The organism is Streptomyces sp. NPDC005931 (genome assembly GCF_042871235.1).
Lineage (GTDB): Bacteria > Actinomycetota > Actinomycetes > Streptomycetales > Streptomycetaceae > Streptomyces.
On the sequence record NZ_JBIAIG010000003.1, the window covers coordinates 531562 to 545946 of the forward strand.

General features: G+C 71.1%; 15 protein-coding genes. 8 read left to right on the forward strand and 7 right to left on the reverse strand.

Features of this window, described 5'->3' with window-relative positions:
- Positions 1-59: 59 nt before the first annotated feature.
- Positions 60-473 (reverse strand): hypothetical protein, encoded by a 414-nt coding sequence (locus ACFYOV_RS09910; protein WP_389085114.1) that lies wholly within the window; start codon positions 471-473, stop codon positions 60-62.
- A gap of 16 nt (positions 474-489) precedes the next feature.
- Between ACFYOV_RS09910 and ACFYOV_RS09915 the strand changes: the two genes are divergently transcribed.
- Positions 490-645: a hypothetical protein gene (locus ACFYOV_RS09915; RefSeq protein ID WP_389085116.1), complete on the forward strand. Its 156-nt coding sequence runs from the start codon at positions 490-492 to the stop codon at positions 643-645.
- Positions 646-1083: 438 nt separating this feature from the next.
- Here ACFYOV_RS09915 and ACFYOV_RS09920 read toward each other — a convergent pair whose 3' ends face one another.
- The 3 genes from ACFYOV_RS09920 to ACFYOV_RS09930 form a co-directional block, all read right to left on the reverse strand.
- Positions 1084-1767, reverse strand: a complete 684-nt coding sequence (locus ACFYOV_RS09920; RefSeq protein WP_389085119.1) for a hypothetical protein — start codon at positions 1765-1767, stop codon at positions 1084-1086.
- 86 nt (positions 1768-1853) lie between these two features.
- Entirely contained in the window at positions 1854-2285 is a 432-nt protein-coding gene (locus ACFYOV_RS09925; protein WP_389085121.1) for a hypothetical protein, read from the reverse strand.
- A gap of 108 nt (positions 2286-2393) precedes the next feature.
- Positions 2394-3302: a Rieske 2Fe-2S domain-containing protein gene (locus tag ACFYOV_RS09930; protein WP_389085631.1), complete on the reverse strand. Its 909-nt coding sequence runs from the start codon at positions 3300-3302 to the stop codon at positions 2394-2396.
- 198 nt (positions 3303-3500) lie between these two features.
- On the opposite strand from ACFYOV_RS09930, the gene ACFYOV_RS09935 reads away from it, so the two are divergent.
- Together ACFYOV_RS09935 and ACFYOV_RS09940 are read left to right on the forward strand one after the other, a co-directional pair.
- The gene (locus ACFYOV_RS09935) at positions 3501-3755 is read left to right on the forward strand and encodes a hypothetical protein (RefSeq protein WP_389085123.1); all 255 of its coding nucleotides are present in this window, start codon (positions 3501-3503) and stop codon (positions 3753-3755) included.
- 119 nt (positions 3756-3874) lie between these two features.
- A complete protein-coding gene (locus ACFYOV_RS09940) occupies positions 3875-4606 on the forward strand; it encodes a YqjF family protein (RefSeq protein WP_389085126.1) in 732 nt (243 codons plus the stop codon).
- A 95-nt stretch (positions 4607-4701) separates the two neighbouring features.
- On the opposite strand, the gene ACFYOV_RS09945 is transcribed toward ACFYOV_RS09940, so the two are convergent.
- The gene (locus ACFYOV_RS09945; RefSeq protein ID WP_389085128.1) at positions 4702-5235 is read right to left on the reverse strand and encodes a hypothetical protein; all 534 of its coding nucleotides are present in this window, start codon (positions 5233-5235) and stop codon (positions 4702-4704) included.
- Positions 5236-5416: 181 nt separating this feature from the next.
- Positions 5417-6091, reverse strand: coding sequence for a hemerythrin domain-containing protein (locus ACFYOV_RS09950; protein WP_389085130.1), 675 nt, complete (start codon positions 6089-6091; stop codon positions 5417-5419).
- A gap of 420 nt (positions 6092-6511) precedes the next feature.
- On the opposite strand from ACFYOV_RS09950, the gene ACFYOV_RS09955 reads away from it, so the two are divergent.
- The 4 genes from ACFYOV_RS09955 to ACFYOV_RS09970 all read left to right on the forward strand — a co-directional run bounded on the left by ACFYOV_RS09955 (position 6512) and on the right by ACFYOV_RS09970 (position 10056).
- On the forward strand, positions 6512-7087 hold the full coding sequence (locus ACFYOV_RS09955; protein ID WP_389085633.1) for a hemerythrin domain-containing protein: 576 nt from the start codon (positions 6512-6514) through the stop codon (positions 7085-7087).
- A 276-nt stretch (positions 7088-7363) separates the two neighbouring features.
- The gene (locus ACFYOV_RS09960) at positions 7364-7831 is read left to right on the forward strand and encodes a hypothetical protein (protein ID WP_389085132.1); all 468 of its coding nucleotides are present in this window, start codon (positions 7364-7366) and stop codon (positions 7829-7831) included.
- On the forward strand, positions 7828-9003 hold the full coding sequence (locus ACFYOV_RS09965) for a zinc-dependent alcohol dehydrogenase (RefSeq protein WP_389085135.1): 1176 nt from the start codon (positions 7828-7830) through the stop codon (positions 9001-9003). Before ACFYOV_RS09960 ends, ACFYOV_RS09965 begins: the two co-directional genes overlap by 4 nt.
- Before the next feature lie 564 nt (positions 9004-9567).
- Positions 9568-10056 carry a GNAT family N-acetyltransferase gene (locus ACFYOV_RS09970; RefSeq protein WP_389085137.1) on the forward strand — a complete coding sequence of 163 codons (489 nt, stop codon included), beginning with the start codon at positions 9568-9570 and terminating at the stop codon, positions 10054-10056.
- Between the two features lie 485 nt (positions 10057-10541).
- Here the strand turns inward: ACFYOV_RS09970 and ACFYOV_RS09975 are convergent, their stop codons facing one another.
- Entirely contained in the window at positions 10542-12227 is a 1686-nt protein-coding gene (locus tag ACFYOV_RS09975) for a ribonuclease J (RefSeq protein WP_389085139.1), read from the reverse strand.
- Between the two features lie 843 nt (positions 12228-13070).
- Between ACFYOV_RS09975 and ACFYOV_RS09980 the strand changes: the two genes are divergently transcribed.
- The gene (locus ACFYOV_RS09980; RefSeq protein ID WP_389085141.1) at positions 13071-14372 is read left to right on the forward strand and encodes an alpha/beta fold hydrolase; all 1302 of its coding nucleotides are present in this window, start codon (positions 13071-13073) and stop codon (positions 14370-14372) included.
- Positions 14373-14385: the final 13 nt, after the last annotated feature.

The following is a 14385-nucleotide window of genomic DNA, read 5'->3' on the forward strand; positions in this document are numbered from 1 at the left end:
CGTCGTTCGCCCCTGCTGTGCGTGCCGCCGCCGCACGACGGTGCTGATCCCCCGGAGCCTCAGGCCGCGGCGGGGCGCAGGGCACGGCGGAACAGCAGGCCGACGGCGAGGGCGAGGCCGGTGAGCCAGACCAGGGCGATGAGCAGCGGGCCGGTCTCGTCGAAGGAGGCGGTGAGCGCGGCGTCGTACATCACCCGGGAGGCGCCGTAGCCCGGCAGGGCGTGCGCCGGGCCGGACACCTGGGAGTTGAGCATCGGGCTCTGCTCGGTACCGAGGTCGAGGAACGGCACCAGGAAGGCGACGAACACCCCACCGACCCGGCCGAAGAGCGAGCCGATCAGCACGCCGACGAGGCCGTAGGTGAGCCCCGTCAGGGCGTTGGCGGCGAGGTAGAGGCCCCACTGGCGGGCGTCGAAGAGCACGGCCGTGACGGCCGCGGAGGCTGCCGTGGCGATCAGCGCGCCCAGGATCACGACGGACAGTCGCGCCGTGAGCAGACTGCGGGCCCTGCAGGAAGTCGCCCTCAACCTGCTCGACGACCACGTACGCGGCTGCGTCACCGACGCCGCCCGCACCGACCCCGCCCACGCCGAGGCGCAGTTCACCGAACTCACGGGCGCCATGCGCCGCACACTGCGTCTGTGAGCCACCCGCCGCCGCGGACCTGCCCGATGCCCGGCCTGCCGGGGCCCCTCGCGCGTCCCGCGAGCGGCGGAGAGCTGCGCTTTCTACGAGCGCGTGCGCTCGCCCCACCGCTGGGCGGGCCGACCGGACGACGCGATCAGCCGGTGGTGGACCCGGGCCGTCGGCGGCTGCCGTCCTCACCAGGACTCCGAAGCCCCCGCCCATCCCGGAATTCGCCGTATCCGATGCGGCCGCAACGGCTGTACCGCCGCAGTGAGCCTAAGAAGGCCACCAGCGAGGAGAACGGGCGGGAGGAACGTCTCACCGAGCCGCCCGCCCGCAACGGCACAGCAGCCCCCCCACCGACGGCTGGCGCCGCTCCCCTGAACGAAACCACGAGCCCAGCGGCGTCACGCGTGGCCCGCGGAGAACTGCTAGGAGGTGTCGGCCCGCCCCGGATCAGTGGCTGTGGGACGTATGGCCGTCGTCTGCCGGGCCGGCGGGTGCCTCGTCCGGCTGGCCCTGCTCCCCGGGAGTCCGGTCCGGGTCTGCGGGAGCCTGCTCCGGCTCCGCAGGGGTCTCAGCCGCGGGGCCGTGGTCGTGGCTGTGGCCATCGGAGCCGATGGTGCTCGCTAGGGTGGTCATGCCCAGCCAGGTGAGGGCCGAGACGACGACGACGCCGACCGCGAACGGGCTGACAAGGTGCCGCCAGCGGCCCTTGGAGTCCTTGGCGACGAACGCGACGTACGACATGACCAGGCCGATGGGCGTCATCCAGGCGCTGCGCTCGGGGAACTGCTCGAAGTGCTGGATGCCGCCGCCGACCAGGCCGACGCCGAAGGACAGCAGCAGGGAGAACGTGACCAGCGAGACCGCCTGGCTCAGCGCCGGCCGCTCGTCGGCCAGGACGAATTCGTTGACGATGGTGCCGAGCAGGAACACGAAGGCGCCGACGACACAGATGATCGTGTACAGCGACGGGTCGATCGGGTAGTGGACGACGGCGCCGGCGATGAGGGCGGCGCCCATGAAGTAGAGCATCTGGCCGCTGTAGCGAGCCGGGAGCGACTTCTTGTCGAAGGCGGGGCGGCGATGCTTTGAGGCGGGAGTCCGGCGGCGCTCGGGCTCGAGAACGGTGGTCACGCGGGTTAGGCCCTTCGGATCTTGGGTGTGGGAGCAGGCAGAAGCCGCGCCGGCACCAGTGGTGCGGCGTTCGGCTGGTGCGGCTCTCAGCAGCGCAGGACCGAAAGCCGGTGCAGGCAGGGCGGGTCGCCGATGCGGCTGATCCAGCGGTGCGCGGGTGCCGCCCATCGGCGGAGCACGTACAGGACGCGGTCGGAGACCCCGCGTCTGAGGGCGAGCGCGAGCCGGGCGGCGACGATGCACAGCAGGGCCAGGCAGATCTCTCCGGCTCCACGGTGGTCGCAGGGAGGATCGCCGGGGTTGTCCAGTGTCCTGGTGGTGTTCCCGGGGGCGACGTCGGAGTGAGCGTGCCGAGGCGTGTTCCCTGCGTCGATGAGCGCCGAGGCGGCCTGCCCGCCGTGGATCTGCTGATGTGATGTCAGGGCGTGCATCGCACATACGGCGAGCACCACCGCGACGACCGTTGCCAGCAGCAACGCTCCCGTGCGGTGGCCGCGACGGACCTGGCCTGAAATCACGCTGCACGACCATAGGAGGATTCGGTACCGAAAAGCCACCTGGGGACGTCCCCACCGTGTGATGCGAGGAAGGTCACATCGGGAGTGCGGGGATGCGTGTGCGAGGCGTCACGGCGCGTGCTGTACCGCTCCGCTGTCGTCCGCGTGCTTCCCCCGGGCGCCCTGGCGGAGGCGTATCTCGACGTGCCCGTCGGTGATGCGCGTGTCGAAGGCGGGCTGGGGAGCGGTGGCGGGGCCGCGTACGTTCCAGCCGTCGGAGAGTCGGAAGACGCTGCCGTGCCAGGGGCACTGGACGCATCCGTCGTCGATCGTGCCCTCGGACAGCGGGCCGGCGAGGTGGCTGCACCGGTCGGCCAGCGCGTGGACGGTGCCGCCGATCTCGCGCACCACCAGGACCGGCACGTCGTCCACACGGCGCCGCACGGGACGGCCGGCCGGGAACTCGCCCACTGGGCCGATCCGGTGCCAGCCCTCCGTGACCACGTGCGGTACCTCTTCGGCGTGGTTGGCGCCGGATGCCTGGCGGTAGGCGAGGTGGCCGCCCAGCAGGCCGCCGACGCCGACCGCCGCCAGTCCCAGCAGGCCGTAGGCCCGGCCGGCCGCGTGGCGTCCCCTGAGACGGCAGGTGAGTGACGTGGCGTGCAGCGCGACGGCGGTCACGTTGCTCAGGGCGTGCACCAGGCCCACGCGTTGTTGCTGGCGGTGCAGTTCCGCCCAGTCGACCCAGCCTGCCAGGGCCGCGGGGGCGGCGGCGGTGAGGCCGACGCCGATGAGCACTTCAGTTTCACGGGAACGTCCGGGCCGTAGATCGAGCAGGGCCGCGGACAGCCAGCTGCCGATCGGCACCTGCACCATCAGCGGATGCAAGGGGTGGCCCAGCCACCTTCCGTGCAGCGCGTCCCGGCCGCGACCGAGCGGCAGGGCACGCACACCTCGGCCGATCGCGTCTATCACCGCATCGGCCCGGGCGTCTCGTTCCAGGCGGTCCAGCAGCCACAGGACCCGGTTCTGTCGCATGCGACGGCGTGGCGTCGTGGTCATGCGCAGCCGGGTCCCCCGCCTGCGCATACCGCAAACGGCCGACCGGGCCGGATCGACTCCGGCAGCGGCTCCCCGTCAGCAGGTCATCAGACGCGACTGGGATCCGGTGGGGGGTACTCGACGGGGACGACCGGGCCGCTCGTCCCCGGCCTGAGGGAAACGAAGGAGGAAACCGTGCAGCGGCCTGATGAGCTACTGGATTTCGACACCGAAGAGCTCGAGGACTGGGACGAGGAGCGGGCACGAGCGGCCCTCGACGGCGAACACGGCACGCTGTACCGCAACCACCTCGAGATCGCCCTGCACCTCGACCAGTGGGCGCAGGCCGAAAGCCGGCGTACCGACACGGACGCCCGCTACAAGGCGGGCTACACCCAGGCCCTGCGGGACACGGCGGCGTTCCTGCGGCAGACCTACTACCTTCCCTGAGCCCGGGGAGGCGTCCGCCCGGACGCCCCATGTCCCGGCACTCGTCATGAACGGGCCGACGTGTGCCGCCGTGCCAACCCGCGGGTTTCCTTCGATCGCGCGCCGGGGACCCGGCGCGCGTGGTGGCATACGGAGCGGAGCAGCGGGTGCGCCTGCCGGCGCTGCGGGCCGGCTGGCTGACGCAGACGTTCGTCCACTGGCCGTTCCGACCCGAGGCGGTCCAGGCGCTCCTGCCCAGGGGACTGGTCGTGGACGAGTACGAGGGGGCCGCCTGGGTGGGGCTTACCCCCTTCGTCATGGCGGACGTGCGACCACCCGGCGTGCCCGCCTCGCTGCCCGGCCTGCCGACGTTCGCCGAGACCAACTTGCGCACGTACGTACGGCACCGTGACGGCCGGGACGGGCTCTGGTTCCTCTCCATCGAGGTCGCCTTCCCCCCGATGACGGCGGCCCGGGTCATCGGCGCACCGTACAACCCGGGCACCCTCCGCGTGTCCGCGGACGGGGACACCGTCTCGTACTCCGGTTCCCGATGGATCCGCGACGCCTCCTACCGCCTGGTCGTCCGGCCCGGCGACCCGATCGAACCGACGGAGCGGGACGTGTGGCTGACCTCGCGCTGGCGGGCGTACACCCGCAGGCTCGGTCTGCTCTGGGAGACACCCGTCGAGCACGAGCCGTGGCCGCTGGCCGACGCCGACGTCGATGTACTGGAGGAGACGCTGACCGCCGCGGCGGGCCTCTGCGAATCCCCCCTCGGTGAGCCCTTGGTGCACTTCTCGGAAGGAGTCAGGAACGTACGGCTCGGTCCCTCCAGACCGTGCGTCCCGCGGCCCGACTCCCAGTCCTGACAGCCACCAGCCGAAATCGCGCCGTCACGCGGTGCCCGCGCGTGTACCTCGACGGCAGGATCGCGGGCATGGGCTCCCCCGGCGCGCGGATCGGATCACGCCCCGTAGGCATGCCTGCGGGGCAGGGGCCCGACGTGGGCGTGGTGGCCGGGGCGGGCGGCGGCGTGGCGCTGTCCGGGGCCCGGGCCGCCGCGGGCGGCCAGGGCGTCGGCGACGGCTCCCGTGGCGAAGGCGTAGACGGCCCTGTGCAGCAGGTCCACAGCGATTTCCTTGCGGGGCCAGGTCTGCGGTGGGGCGCCGACGCCGGTCGCGTTCTCCAGGATCTGGTCGTTGGTGAGGCGGACGACGGCGAACTTGGCGGAGGCGACCGGTCCGCGCAGTCCGGCCTGCGCCATGACCGACCTCAGCACACCGAGGAGGGCGGCCTGGCCGTAGTGCATGCCCCAGTTGACCGCCAGCGGCTGCGGGCCGGGTCGTTCGGGCAGACCGGTCAGCCGCTGCAGGACGCGCGCGGGCACATGGGAGTTGGGCCGGCCGGTGATCGCCTGCTCGACCTTCTCGCCGAGGGTCATCACGACGCCTCCGGCAGTACCGGCGAGCAGTCCCTGCCACAACGCGCGCTTGATCATGTCTGGCGAGTACCCGGCACGACCACCTTCACCCACCGGTCACGGCGGTCGGCGCCCCGGTGGGCGCCGGTGCGCGGAGTGTCCCGATCGTGTCGCCCCGTCACGCGCGATCCGCGGTCGGCATGCAGGCCGACGGCGACGGCCTTGCCCTGGTGCCCTCGGCACTCCCGCCCCGGTCGGTTCAACATCGTTTGCGGCGCTTCGCGACGGCCGCGACCAGTACCAGGGCCCCGGCGAGCCCGACGAACACCTTCTGGGCGGCAGCCATGGGCGTGCTCAGGCCGAAGGCGTCGCGCATCCGGTCGTAGAGACCGAGCGGCACACCCAGGACCGCGTTGCCGGGCGGGCGCCGCGGGATGACGGGGTGGGGGTGGGTGGGCGCGCTGCGTCGCACCGTGTCCCATGCCGTGCCGAGCCGGCGCAGCTGCGCGGCGGGCAGCGCTTCCTGCAGCCGGGGCAGTACGAGGTCCTCTTCGTCGCGGATGTCCTGCCGTATCAGCGCGAAGGCCCGCCCGACCTTCTCCTCACGCTCGGAAGAACCCGGGCCCAGGCGTTCGATGTCAGCGACAAGGTCGTTGATCTGCTGGTGTTCCTCCTCCACCCGCAGGGTCAATTCGTGCCCACCCTCGACCGAGTGCCGGACGGCCGGCCACAGCACCGTCTCCTCGGCGAAGGCATGGCTGAAGACCAGCTGGACGGTCTCCTGCAAAACCCGTTCGCGGTCCTCTCCGTCCGCCAGGGTCTGATACCGGTCCATCAACCTGTCCATCTCGGCGTGATCGCGGCGTTGCCGGGCCAGCACGCTGCTCGGGCCGCCCAGTTGCTCGACCGTCTGCTCTTTGATCGTCTCGGGCATGGATCTCTCCTCCGCGCAGACCTGCCGCAACGCCCATCCGTCCCGGCGGCTGCCGCCACTGTCCGGTGGCGGGTACCCCGACGCGGTGTGACACACCGGTTTTCACCTGCCGCTCGGCTCGGGCAGGCACAGCGTCTGCAGCCGACCTGCTCGAACATCGCGATAGCCCCTTGACGCCCGGTTCTCCCTCGGATCCGGGCCGGGTCCCCCCGCGGCCGGCCGTGATGCGGTGAGGCGCGCGGCAGCAGGACGAGGCCGGGATCGGGCTGCCCGCCCTGCGCAGTCACCTGCGCCGTTCGGCCCCACGCGGTCGCGGCCGCCCGTCACCAGGGAGAACCTTGACGAAGCCGAGATGCCCGCTGCTCGCGGGCCGACGCCGCTTCGGCATCGCACCCGAGGGAGGATCTCTTGACCGACGCCATGCCCCACCTCGACGACACCGGCGAGAACGAAGACGTCGTGGCACTGCTGACACAGCAGCACCACCACATCCGTGATCTCTTCGCCGAGGTCGAGAACGCCACTGCCGACGACCGGGCGGAGGCATTCCGCAGGCTCGTCCGTCTCCTGGCCGTCCACGAGACCGCCGAGGAGGAAGTGGTCCACCCCTCGGCCCGCCGTCTCCTGCAGGACGGTGACCAGGTGGTCGACGACCGTCTCGAGGAGGAGAGGGGCGCGAAGGAGAAGCTGAGCCGACTCGACGACATGAGCCCCGACGATCCCGGATTCATGCCGGCCCTGCGGGAACTGCGCGCGGACGTGCTGCAGCACGCGGCGTCGGAGGAACAGTACGAGTTCCCCGGGTTGCGGGAGAAGGCCGGAGCGCAGCAGCTGGCCATGATGGCTGCAGCCGTGCGCGCTGCCGAGGCCGTGGCGCCCACCCACCCGCATCCGGGAGTCGAGACGGCGGCGGAGAATGTCGCCGTCGGACCCGTGGCGTCCGTGATCGACCGGACTCGTGACGCGGTCCGCAAGGCGATGGGCAAGGACGGCTGATCGGATCGGAACGGAGTGGGACACAACGGCCCGCGCCTGAACGGCTCGGCGTCGCGCTCGTCCGGGACGCGGACACGGGTCGGCTGACCGGCACGACGTGAGCATCGGACGCCGGTGAGAGGGCACAGCCGAGACGGGGTACTCGCCGCGCACCGCGACGCGTTCCGAGAGAGAAGGCCCCATGACCACGTGCACCTCTGCTGCCTTCTGCACCGTCATGACCGCCCGGGGCGCCGCTCGCTCGTCGTACCCGATCACTCGAGGATGTGACCGTCCATGACCCTCCGGAAAACACTGTGGGCAGGCGCCGCGGGACTCACCGCGGGCGCCGTCGTCGCCCTGCGGCGCTCCACGGCACGTCCGGCGGACACGGCTGCCGCGGACCGCTGGCTCACGGTGACGATCAACCGTTCACCTGCCGACATCCAGGCCGACAAGCTGCCGACGCCGCTGCAGGAGTACGGCGACCGGATCGAGACGCGGATCCGACCCGCACCCGGTGACCGGGGCACCGAAGTGGCCGTGCGCCTGAAGGACGTTCCGTCGGGCGCCTCGTCCGTGCCCGCACGGCTCACAGGTCAGGATCCGCGTCAGGATCTGCGCCGTTCCCTGCGTGAAGCGAAGGCGCTGCTGGAAGCGGGCGAGGTCCTGTTGCCCGACACCCCGCCCACCACGCACGACACCCCTGGCGGGAAGCTGGTGGGGCTGCTGGGCCGCCGCGCGGGCGGGGAGGGAGTGCTGTGAAGGCGCTGTGCTGGGAAGGCGTCAACAAGCTCGCCGTGGAACAGGTGCCGGATCCCGTCCTGCGCAACGACCAGGACGTGATCGTGCGGCTCATCGCCGGGACCACCTGCGGGTCGGATCTCCATCTCATCGGTGGCTACATCCCCTTCATGCGGTCCGGGGACGTCATTGGTCACGAGTTCCTGGGGGAGGTCGTCGAGGTCGGCGCCGGGGTACGTCGGCACAAGGTCGGGGACCGGGTGGTGGTCTGCTCGTTCGTCGGCTGCGGACGCTGCTGGTACTGCACCCACGACCTGTGGTCGCTGTGCGACAACACCAACACCAATCCCGGCATCGGCCAGGCCCTCTTCGGCGCCGACACCGGCGGAATCTTCGGCTACTCGCACGCCATGGGCGGACTGCGCGGCAGCCACGCCGAGTACGTACGCGTCCCCTTCGCCGATCACGGGGCCTTCCCCGTGCCCGACGGCGTCGACGACACCAGCGCCCTGTTCGTCTCCGATTCGGTTCCCACGGGGTGGATGGGCGCGGACCTGGCGGGCGTCAAGCCGGGTGACGTGGTGGCCGTATGGGGCTGCGGGGCCGTGGGGCAGATGGCGGCGCGCGCTGCCATCCTGCTGGGCGCGGAACGCGTGATCTCCATCGACCGGATTCCCGAGCGACTGGAGATGACCGAGCGGCACGTCGGAAGTGAGGTCATCGACTACACGAGCACCGACGTCGGGGCGGAACTGCGCGAGCGAACCGGCGGGCGAGGCCCCGACGTGTGCATCGAGGCGGTCGGCATGGAAGCCCACAGCGACAGCCCCGTCCATCTCTACGACCAGGTCAAGCAGCAGCTCCGGCTCCAGACGGACCGCCCCACCGCCGTACGACAGGCCATCCACGCCTGCCGTAAGGGCGGCACGGTGTTCGTCCTCGGCGTCTTCGCCGGGGCGGTCGACAAGTTCCCCCTGGGCGCGGTGATCAACAAGGGCCTGACCGTGCGCGGGGCGCAACAGCACGGCCAGCGCTACATCCCGATGCTGCTGGACCGGCTGGCGGCCGGAGAGCTGAGCACGACCCACCTGGCGACCCATACCGTGCCCCTGGACGAGGCGCCGCGGGCCTACGAGATGTTCAAGGAGAAGAACGACGGCTGCGTGCGCGCGGTGATCCGGCCGAGTGGGTGACCACGGTCCACCGCAGACGGCCGCCGGTCCCGTCTGCGCAGGTGCGGACCCGGCCGACCATAAGTACTGCGCCACGCCGCCGCCCCCGAAGGCGGCGGAGCCGGGTCCTGCAACTGCTGGACCGCCTGGAGTGTGAGCCCAGAGCCGACACGGTGATCGACGCGGTCCTCAAGCGATGTGCAGCCCTCCCACCCGCGTTCCACGGTCGGATCACGGCACAGGTTGCAGGGGTCGTCCAGGGGCGTCGGGCCAGTCCAGGGCCGGCATGAGCTCACAGGCCAGGGCTCCTGGTCCGGGAGGGCGCCAGTTCGTGATCCCGCGTGACAGCGGTGATACGGCGAGGCACCGCCAGAATCGATCCGACGGGACCTCCGCACGGAGTCGTGAGACGCCGAAGCCGTACCGGAGCGCTCCGGCGCGGCTTCGGCGTGAGATCTACTGCGCTCGCACGCACGATGCGGCCGGCTCGGATGCAGTCCGTGCCTCTGAGACGCCTTCTCGGGCGACCGGTTTGCGATCGCAGCCGATCATCCGTCCGACTTCCCGGTGCGACATACTCTCCCGATGAGTTCACGCACGTCCCGGATCAGCCGGCCGATCACGATACGGAGGGCCGTCGCGCGGGATGCCAAACGGCTCACGCGGCTCGTGCGGGGCTCAGGCGCCTATGAGGGTAAGTACGCAGCCGCAGTCGCGGGCTACCGGGTCGGGCCCGATTACATCGAGGCCCACCGCGCCTTCGTAGCCGTCGGTGCCGACGAGGATGGAGGCCGGGTCCTCGGGTTCTACTCGCTGGTCCTCGCTCCACCGGAGCTCGACCTGCTGTTCGTCGCCGACGAAGTCCAAGGACGGGGTATTGGACTACTGCTCGTCGCGCACATGCAGTCCGAGGCCCGTGCCGCCGGGCTCGACCGTGTCAGGGTCGTGTCGCATCTTCCCGCCGAGGGCTTCTACCGCCGCGTCGGTGCCGTGCGGACCGGGACCGCGCTCGCGAACCCGCCCGCCGTGCCGTGGGACCGTCCCGAGTTCGAGTTTCGCATTCCTTCGGAATGATGCGGTGGCCGGGTCGCAGGGCACCGGCTTCGCCTGCATGGTGGCAGGCATGCAGGAGCCGCTGGACGCTGCGCGCTCCGTGTGTGCCGTCGTCCGACGCCTGGTCCGATGGCCCTCACGTCCTCCTGCCGGAGACCGCCCCGTAGCTCTCGGACGGCCTTCGGAGGCGAGGATGTGAGCCCATCGGAGTCGACTTGACCGAGTTCCTCAAGGCCGGGGGCGGTGTCAGGCGTGCTGCACTCTTGACTGTGTGAAAACCGATGTCCACGGTCCATGGGTGCCGGCTGACACAGCAGCCGGCATCCACGTGCTCCGCAGAGGCAGGCATCCGTGACGCAGAAGGGCCAGAGGACGTCGACGCGGCGGCGGGTAAGAGCAAGCACGACCTGGATGTGCCCCTTGCTTCGGCGTATTGGCTCCGGTGCCCGACTTCGACGCCGGCGGGGCCGCGACCGGAACGGGGGACCGCGCTGCCGCGCTGTGGCTCAGGCGTCGATGATGACGGGGATGATGAGGGGCTTGCGGCGGTGGGTGCGGAACGCCCAGTTCGCCACGGCGCGGGCGACGAGTTGTTCGAGTTGGCGCGCGTCCCCGACGCCTTCCTCGGCTGCGGTGGCCAGGGTCTTCTCGATGACGGGGATGACCGGCTCGAACGTGGTGTCGTCGTGGACGAAGCCGCGGGCCAGGAAGTCGGGGGCCTCGGCGAGGGCGCCGGTGTCCGCGTCGACGATCGCCACCACCGTGACCACGCCTTCGGCGGCGAGGGTGAGGCGGTCCTTGAGGGACGCTTCGGTGGCTCCGCCGACTTCCATGCCGTCCACGTAGACGTTGCCGGCGGGGACCTTGCCGGTGATGGATGCGCGCCCGTCGACGAGGTCGACGACGATGCCGTCCTCGGCGATGACGACCCGGTCGGGGTCGACGCCTGTACGGATGGCGAGGTCGCCGTTGGCCCGCAGGTGGCGCCATTCGCCGTGCACGGGCATGACGTTGCGGGGTTTGACGATGTTGTAGCAGTAGACGAGTTCGCCGGCGCTGGCGTGCCCCGAGACGTGCACCTTGGCGTTGCCCTTGTGGACCACGTGGGCGCCCCACCGGGTGAGTCCGTTGATCACCCGGTAAATGGCGTTCTCGTTGCCGGGGATGAGGGAGCTGGCGAGCAGGACGGTGTCGCCCTTGCCGATGCGGATCACGTGGTCGCGGTTGGCCATCCGTGACAGCGCGGCCATCGGCTCGCCCTGGGAGCCGGTGCACACCAGAGTGACCTTGTGGTCCGGGAGCTTCTCCAGCTCCTTCGTGCTGACGATCAGACCGGACGGGACCTTCAGGTAGCCCAGGTCACGGGCGATGCCCATGTTGCGGACCATCGACCGGCCGACGAAGGCGACCTTGCGGCCGTGCTGGTGGGCGGCGTCCAGGACCTGCTGGATGCGGTGCACATGACTGGCGAAGCTGGAGACGATGACCCGGCGCGGCGCGGTGCGCATCACCTGCTCGATCGCCGGGTTCAGCTCGCGTTCGGAGGTGGTGAAGCCGGGGACCTCGGCGTTGGTGGAGTCGGTGAGGAACAGGTCCACGCCCTCCTCGCCGAGGCGGGCGAAGGCGCGCAGATCGGTGATGCGGTCGTCGAGAGGGAACTGGTCCATCTTGAAGTCGCCGGTGTGCAGCACCATCCCGGCCCGAGTGCGGATCGCGACCGCGAGGCTGTCGGGGATGGAGTGGTTGACCGCCACGAACTCGCAGTCGAAGGGCCCGAAGCCGCGCCGGTCGCCCTCCCGTACCCGCACCGTGCGCGGCCGGATGCCGTGTTCCTTGAGCTTGGCCTCCAGGAACGCCAGCGTCAGCTTGGAGCCGACGAGGGGAATGTCGGACCGTTCGCGCAGCAGGTACGGCACGCCCCCGATGTGATCCTCGTGGCCGTGGGTGAGTACCACGGCCACGATGTCGTCCAGCCGGTCCCGGATCGAGGTGAAGTCCGGCAGGATCACGTCCACGCCGGGCTGGGTCTCCTCGGGGAACAGCACGCCGCAGTCGACGATGAGCAGCTTGCCCGCATGCTCGAAGACGGTCATGTTGCGGCCGATCTCGCCCAGGCCGCCCAGGGCGACGACCCGCAGCCCTCCTTCGGGAAGGGGCGGGGCGGCTTTCAGCTCGGGGTGCGGATGACTCATACCCTGACGGTACCCGGAGAGGGGACAGGGTGATCCATTGCCTGTGCGATCTCCTTTGCCCCGACGGAACGACATCAGCAGTGGGTGACTCGGCACGATCGGGTCACGTCGGCGACCGGGGACAGGGAGGGGTGAAAGCGGTACCACCTTCCGGGGCCGAACCGTTCGCCCGGTGCTGGAGGAGATCTCGTGCACCCTGTCGTGTTTCCGGCGTTCGCTGCCTCCCGACGGGCCCTCGGCACTGGTCACTCACAGTAGTCGAGACTCGGGTGTCCTCGGCGCTCGGCAGCAAGTGCGCTGAGAGGGCCCCGAGGCAGCTTCCTTCGCCGGGCAGACAGACGGCGGTGTCCCCGAAGCGGCCGGCGCCTCCACGAGCACGAGGCCGCGTCCGTGCTCGCCCTGCACGGTGGTAGAGAAGGACACCAGGAGCATGGCGGGCGAACGCGTACCACCGGGCGGGGCTCGTGCGTGCGTGAGGCGCTGAATGCGTTGAGGGCGCAGCAGGCGAAGGAACGCCTGTCAGCGGGCGAGGGGTTCGAGAGGGCGGGCCATGCGCTCGTGGATGAACTCGGGGCCGTGCTGAACGGTCGGCAACGAGACCATGGACGAAAACGGCCTCCGCAGGGTCCGTCTGTACGATGCTCGGGCGTGTTGCCCCACGTACCTGGCCAACACCGGGGTGCCGGATCACCTGCTCGCCATGTGGGCCGGGCACACCGACGTGAAGACGACCAAGAAGTGGTACGTGAAGCCGGACGTGGCAGACCCGCTTCCAGCAGAGGAGGCGCGGGGAGGTCTCGCGGGGGGCGTGTGACAGATCGTGACAGATGAAGGTGTGAACCCGTGACCGAAGCCAAGATCGAATCGCTGCAATACCGCTTTGACGGGCCAGACCACCTCCCCGTGCTGATCTTGGGACCGTCCTTGGGCACCACATGGCACATGTGGGACCGCCAGGTGCCGGAACTGACCAAACAATGGCGGGTGTTCCGGTTCGATCTGCCGGGCCACGGAGGCGCCCCCGCGTACCCGGCGGGTTCGGTCGCCGATCTCACCGCGCGGCTGCTCGCCACCCTCGAGGGCCTCGGCGTGCAGCGATTCGGCTATGCGGGCTGCGCGCTCGGCGGTGCCCTCGGCATCGAACTGGCGCTGCGCCACCCCGAGCGCTTGGCCTCCCTCGCGCTGATCGCCGCCTCGCCCCGCTTCGGCACGGCGGACGAGTTCCGCCAGCGTGGCGTCGTCGTCCGTACGAACGGGCTCGACCCGATCGCGCGCACGGCGCCCGACCGCTGGTTCACCGGCGGGTTCGCCGCGGCGCAGCCCGCGATCACCGAGTGGGCCGTGCAGATGGTGCGCACCACCGACCCGGGGTGCTACATCTCCGCCTGCGAGGCGCTGGCCTCCTTCGACGTGCGGGCCGAGCTGGGCCTGGTCGGCGTGCCCACGCTGGTGCTGGTCGGCTCGGAGGACCAGGTCACCGGGCCCGCCGAGGCCCGTACCCTGGTCGCCGGGATCCCGGACGCGCGGCTCGCCGTCGTCCCCGGCGCCTCCCACCTGGTGCCCGTGGAGCAGCCGGCCGCCGTCACCGACCTGCTGGTCCGGCACTTCTCCACCGCCTGGCAGCCCGGCTTCGAGGCCGCCACCGGGCAGACCGCCGTGCCCGCCGCCCTCCGCCCCGCCCCGGCCGCGGCCCCGCCGCAGCCCACGCCCGTCGCCGAGATCGCACCGGCCGTCGTGCCGCCCCAGGCCCAGGCCCAGGGCCGGCCGGACCCGTACGACGCCGGGATCAAGGTCCGCCGCGAGGTGCTGGGTGACGCGCACGTCGACGCGGTGCTCGCCCGGACCGACGACTTCTTGGGCGACTTCCAGGAGTTCGTCACCCGCTACGCCTGGGGGGAGGTCTGGGACCGCCCCGGCCTGGACCGGCGCACCCGCAGCTGCGTCACCCTCACCGCCCTGGTCGCCGGCGGCCACCTGGAGGACCTCGCCTCCCACGTCCGCGCCGCCCTGCGCAACGGCCTCACCCCGCACGAGATCGGGGAAGTGCTGCTCCAGGCCGCCGTGTACTGCGGCGTCCCGGCCGCGAGCAGCGCGTTCCGGGTCGCCCAGCAGGTGGTCCGGGAGGAGACCACACCGCAGGAGTGAGCCGCGGGCCGGA

Bases quoted from the DNA above. Each gene is read 5' to 3' on its own strand.
- ACFYOV_RS09930 (WP_389085631.1), bottom strand. From the start codon at position 3,302: ATGCGACAGAACCGGGTCCTGTGGCTGCTGGACCGCCTGGAACGAGAC.
- ACFYOV_RS09945 (WP_389085128.1), bottom strand. From the start codon at position 5,235: ATGATCAAGCGCGCGTTGTGGCAGGGACTGCTCGCCGGTACTGCCGGA.
- ACFYOV_RS09950 (WP_389085130.1), bottom strand. From the start codon at position 6,091: ATGCCCGAGACGATCAAAGAGCAGACGGTCGAGCAACTGGGCGGCCCG.
- ACFYOV_RS09955 (WP_389085633.1), top strand. From the start codon at position 6,512: ATGCCCCACCTCGACGACACCGGCGAGAACGAAGACGTCGTGGCACTG.
- ACFYOV_RS09960 (WP_389085132.1), top strand. From the start codon at position 7,364: ATGACCCTCCGGAAAACACTGTGGGCAGGCGCCGCGGGACTCACCGCG.
- ACFYOV_RS09970 (WP_389085137.1), top strand. From the start codon at position 9,568: ATGAGTTCACGCACGTCCCGGATCAGCCGGCCGATCACGATACGGAGG.
- ACFYOV_RS09975 (WP_389085139.1), bottom strand. From the start codon at position 12,227: ATGAGTCATCCGCACCCCGAGCTGAAAGCCGCCCCGCCCCTTCCCGAA.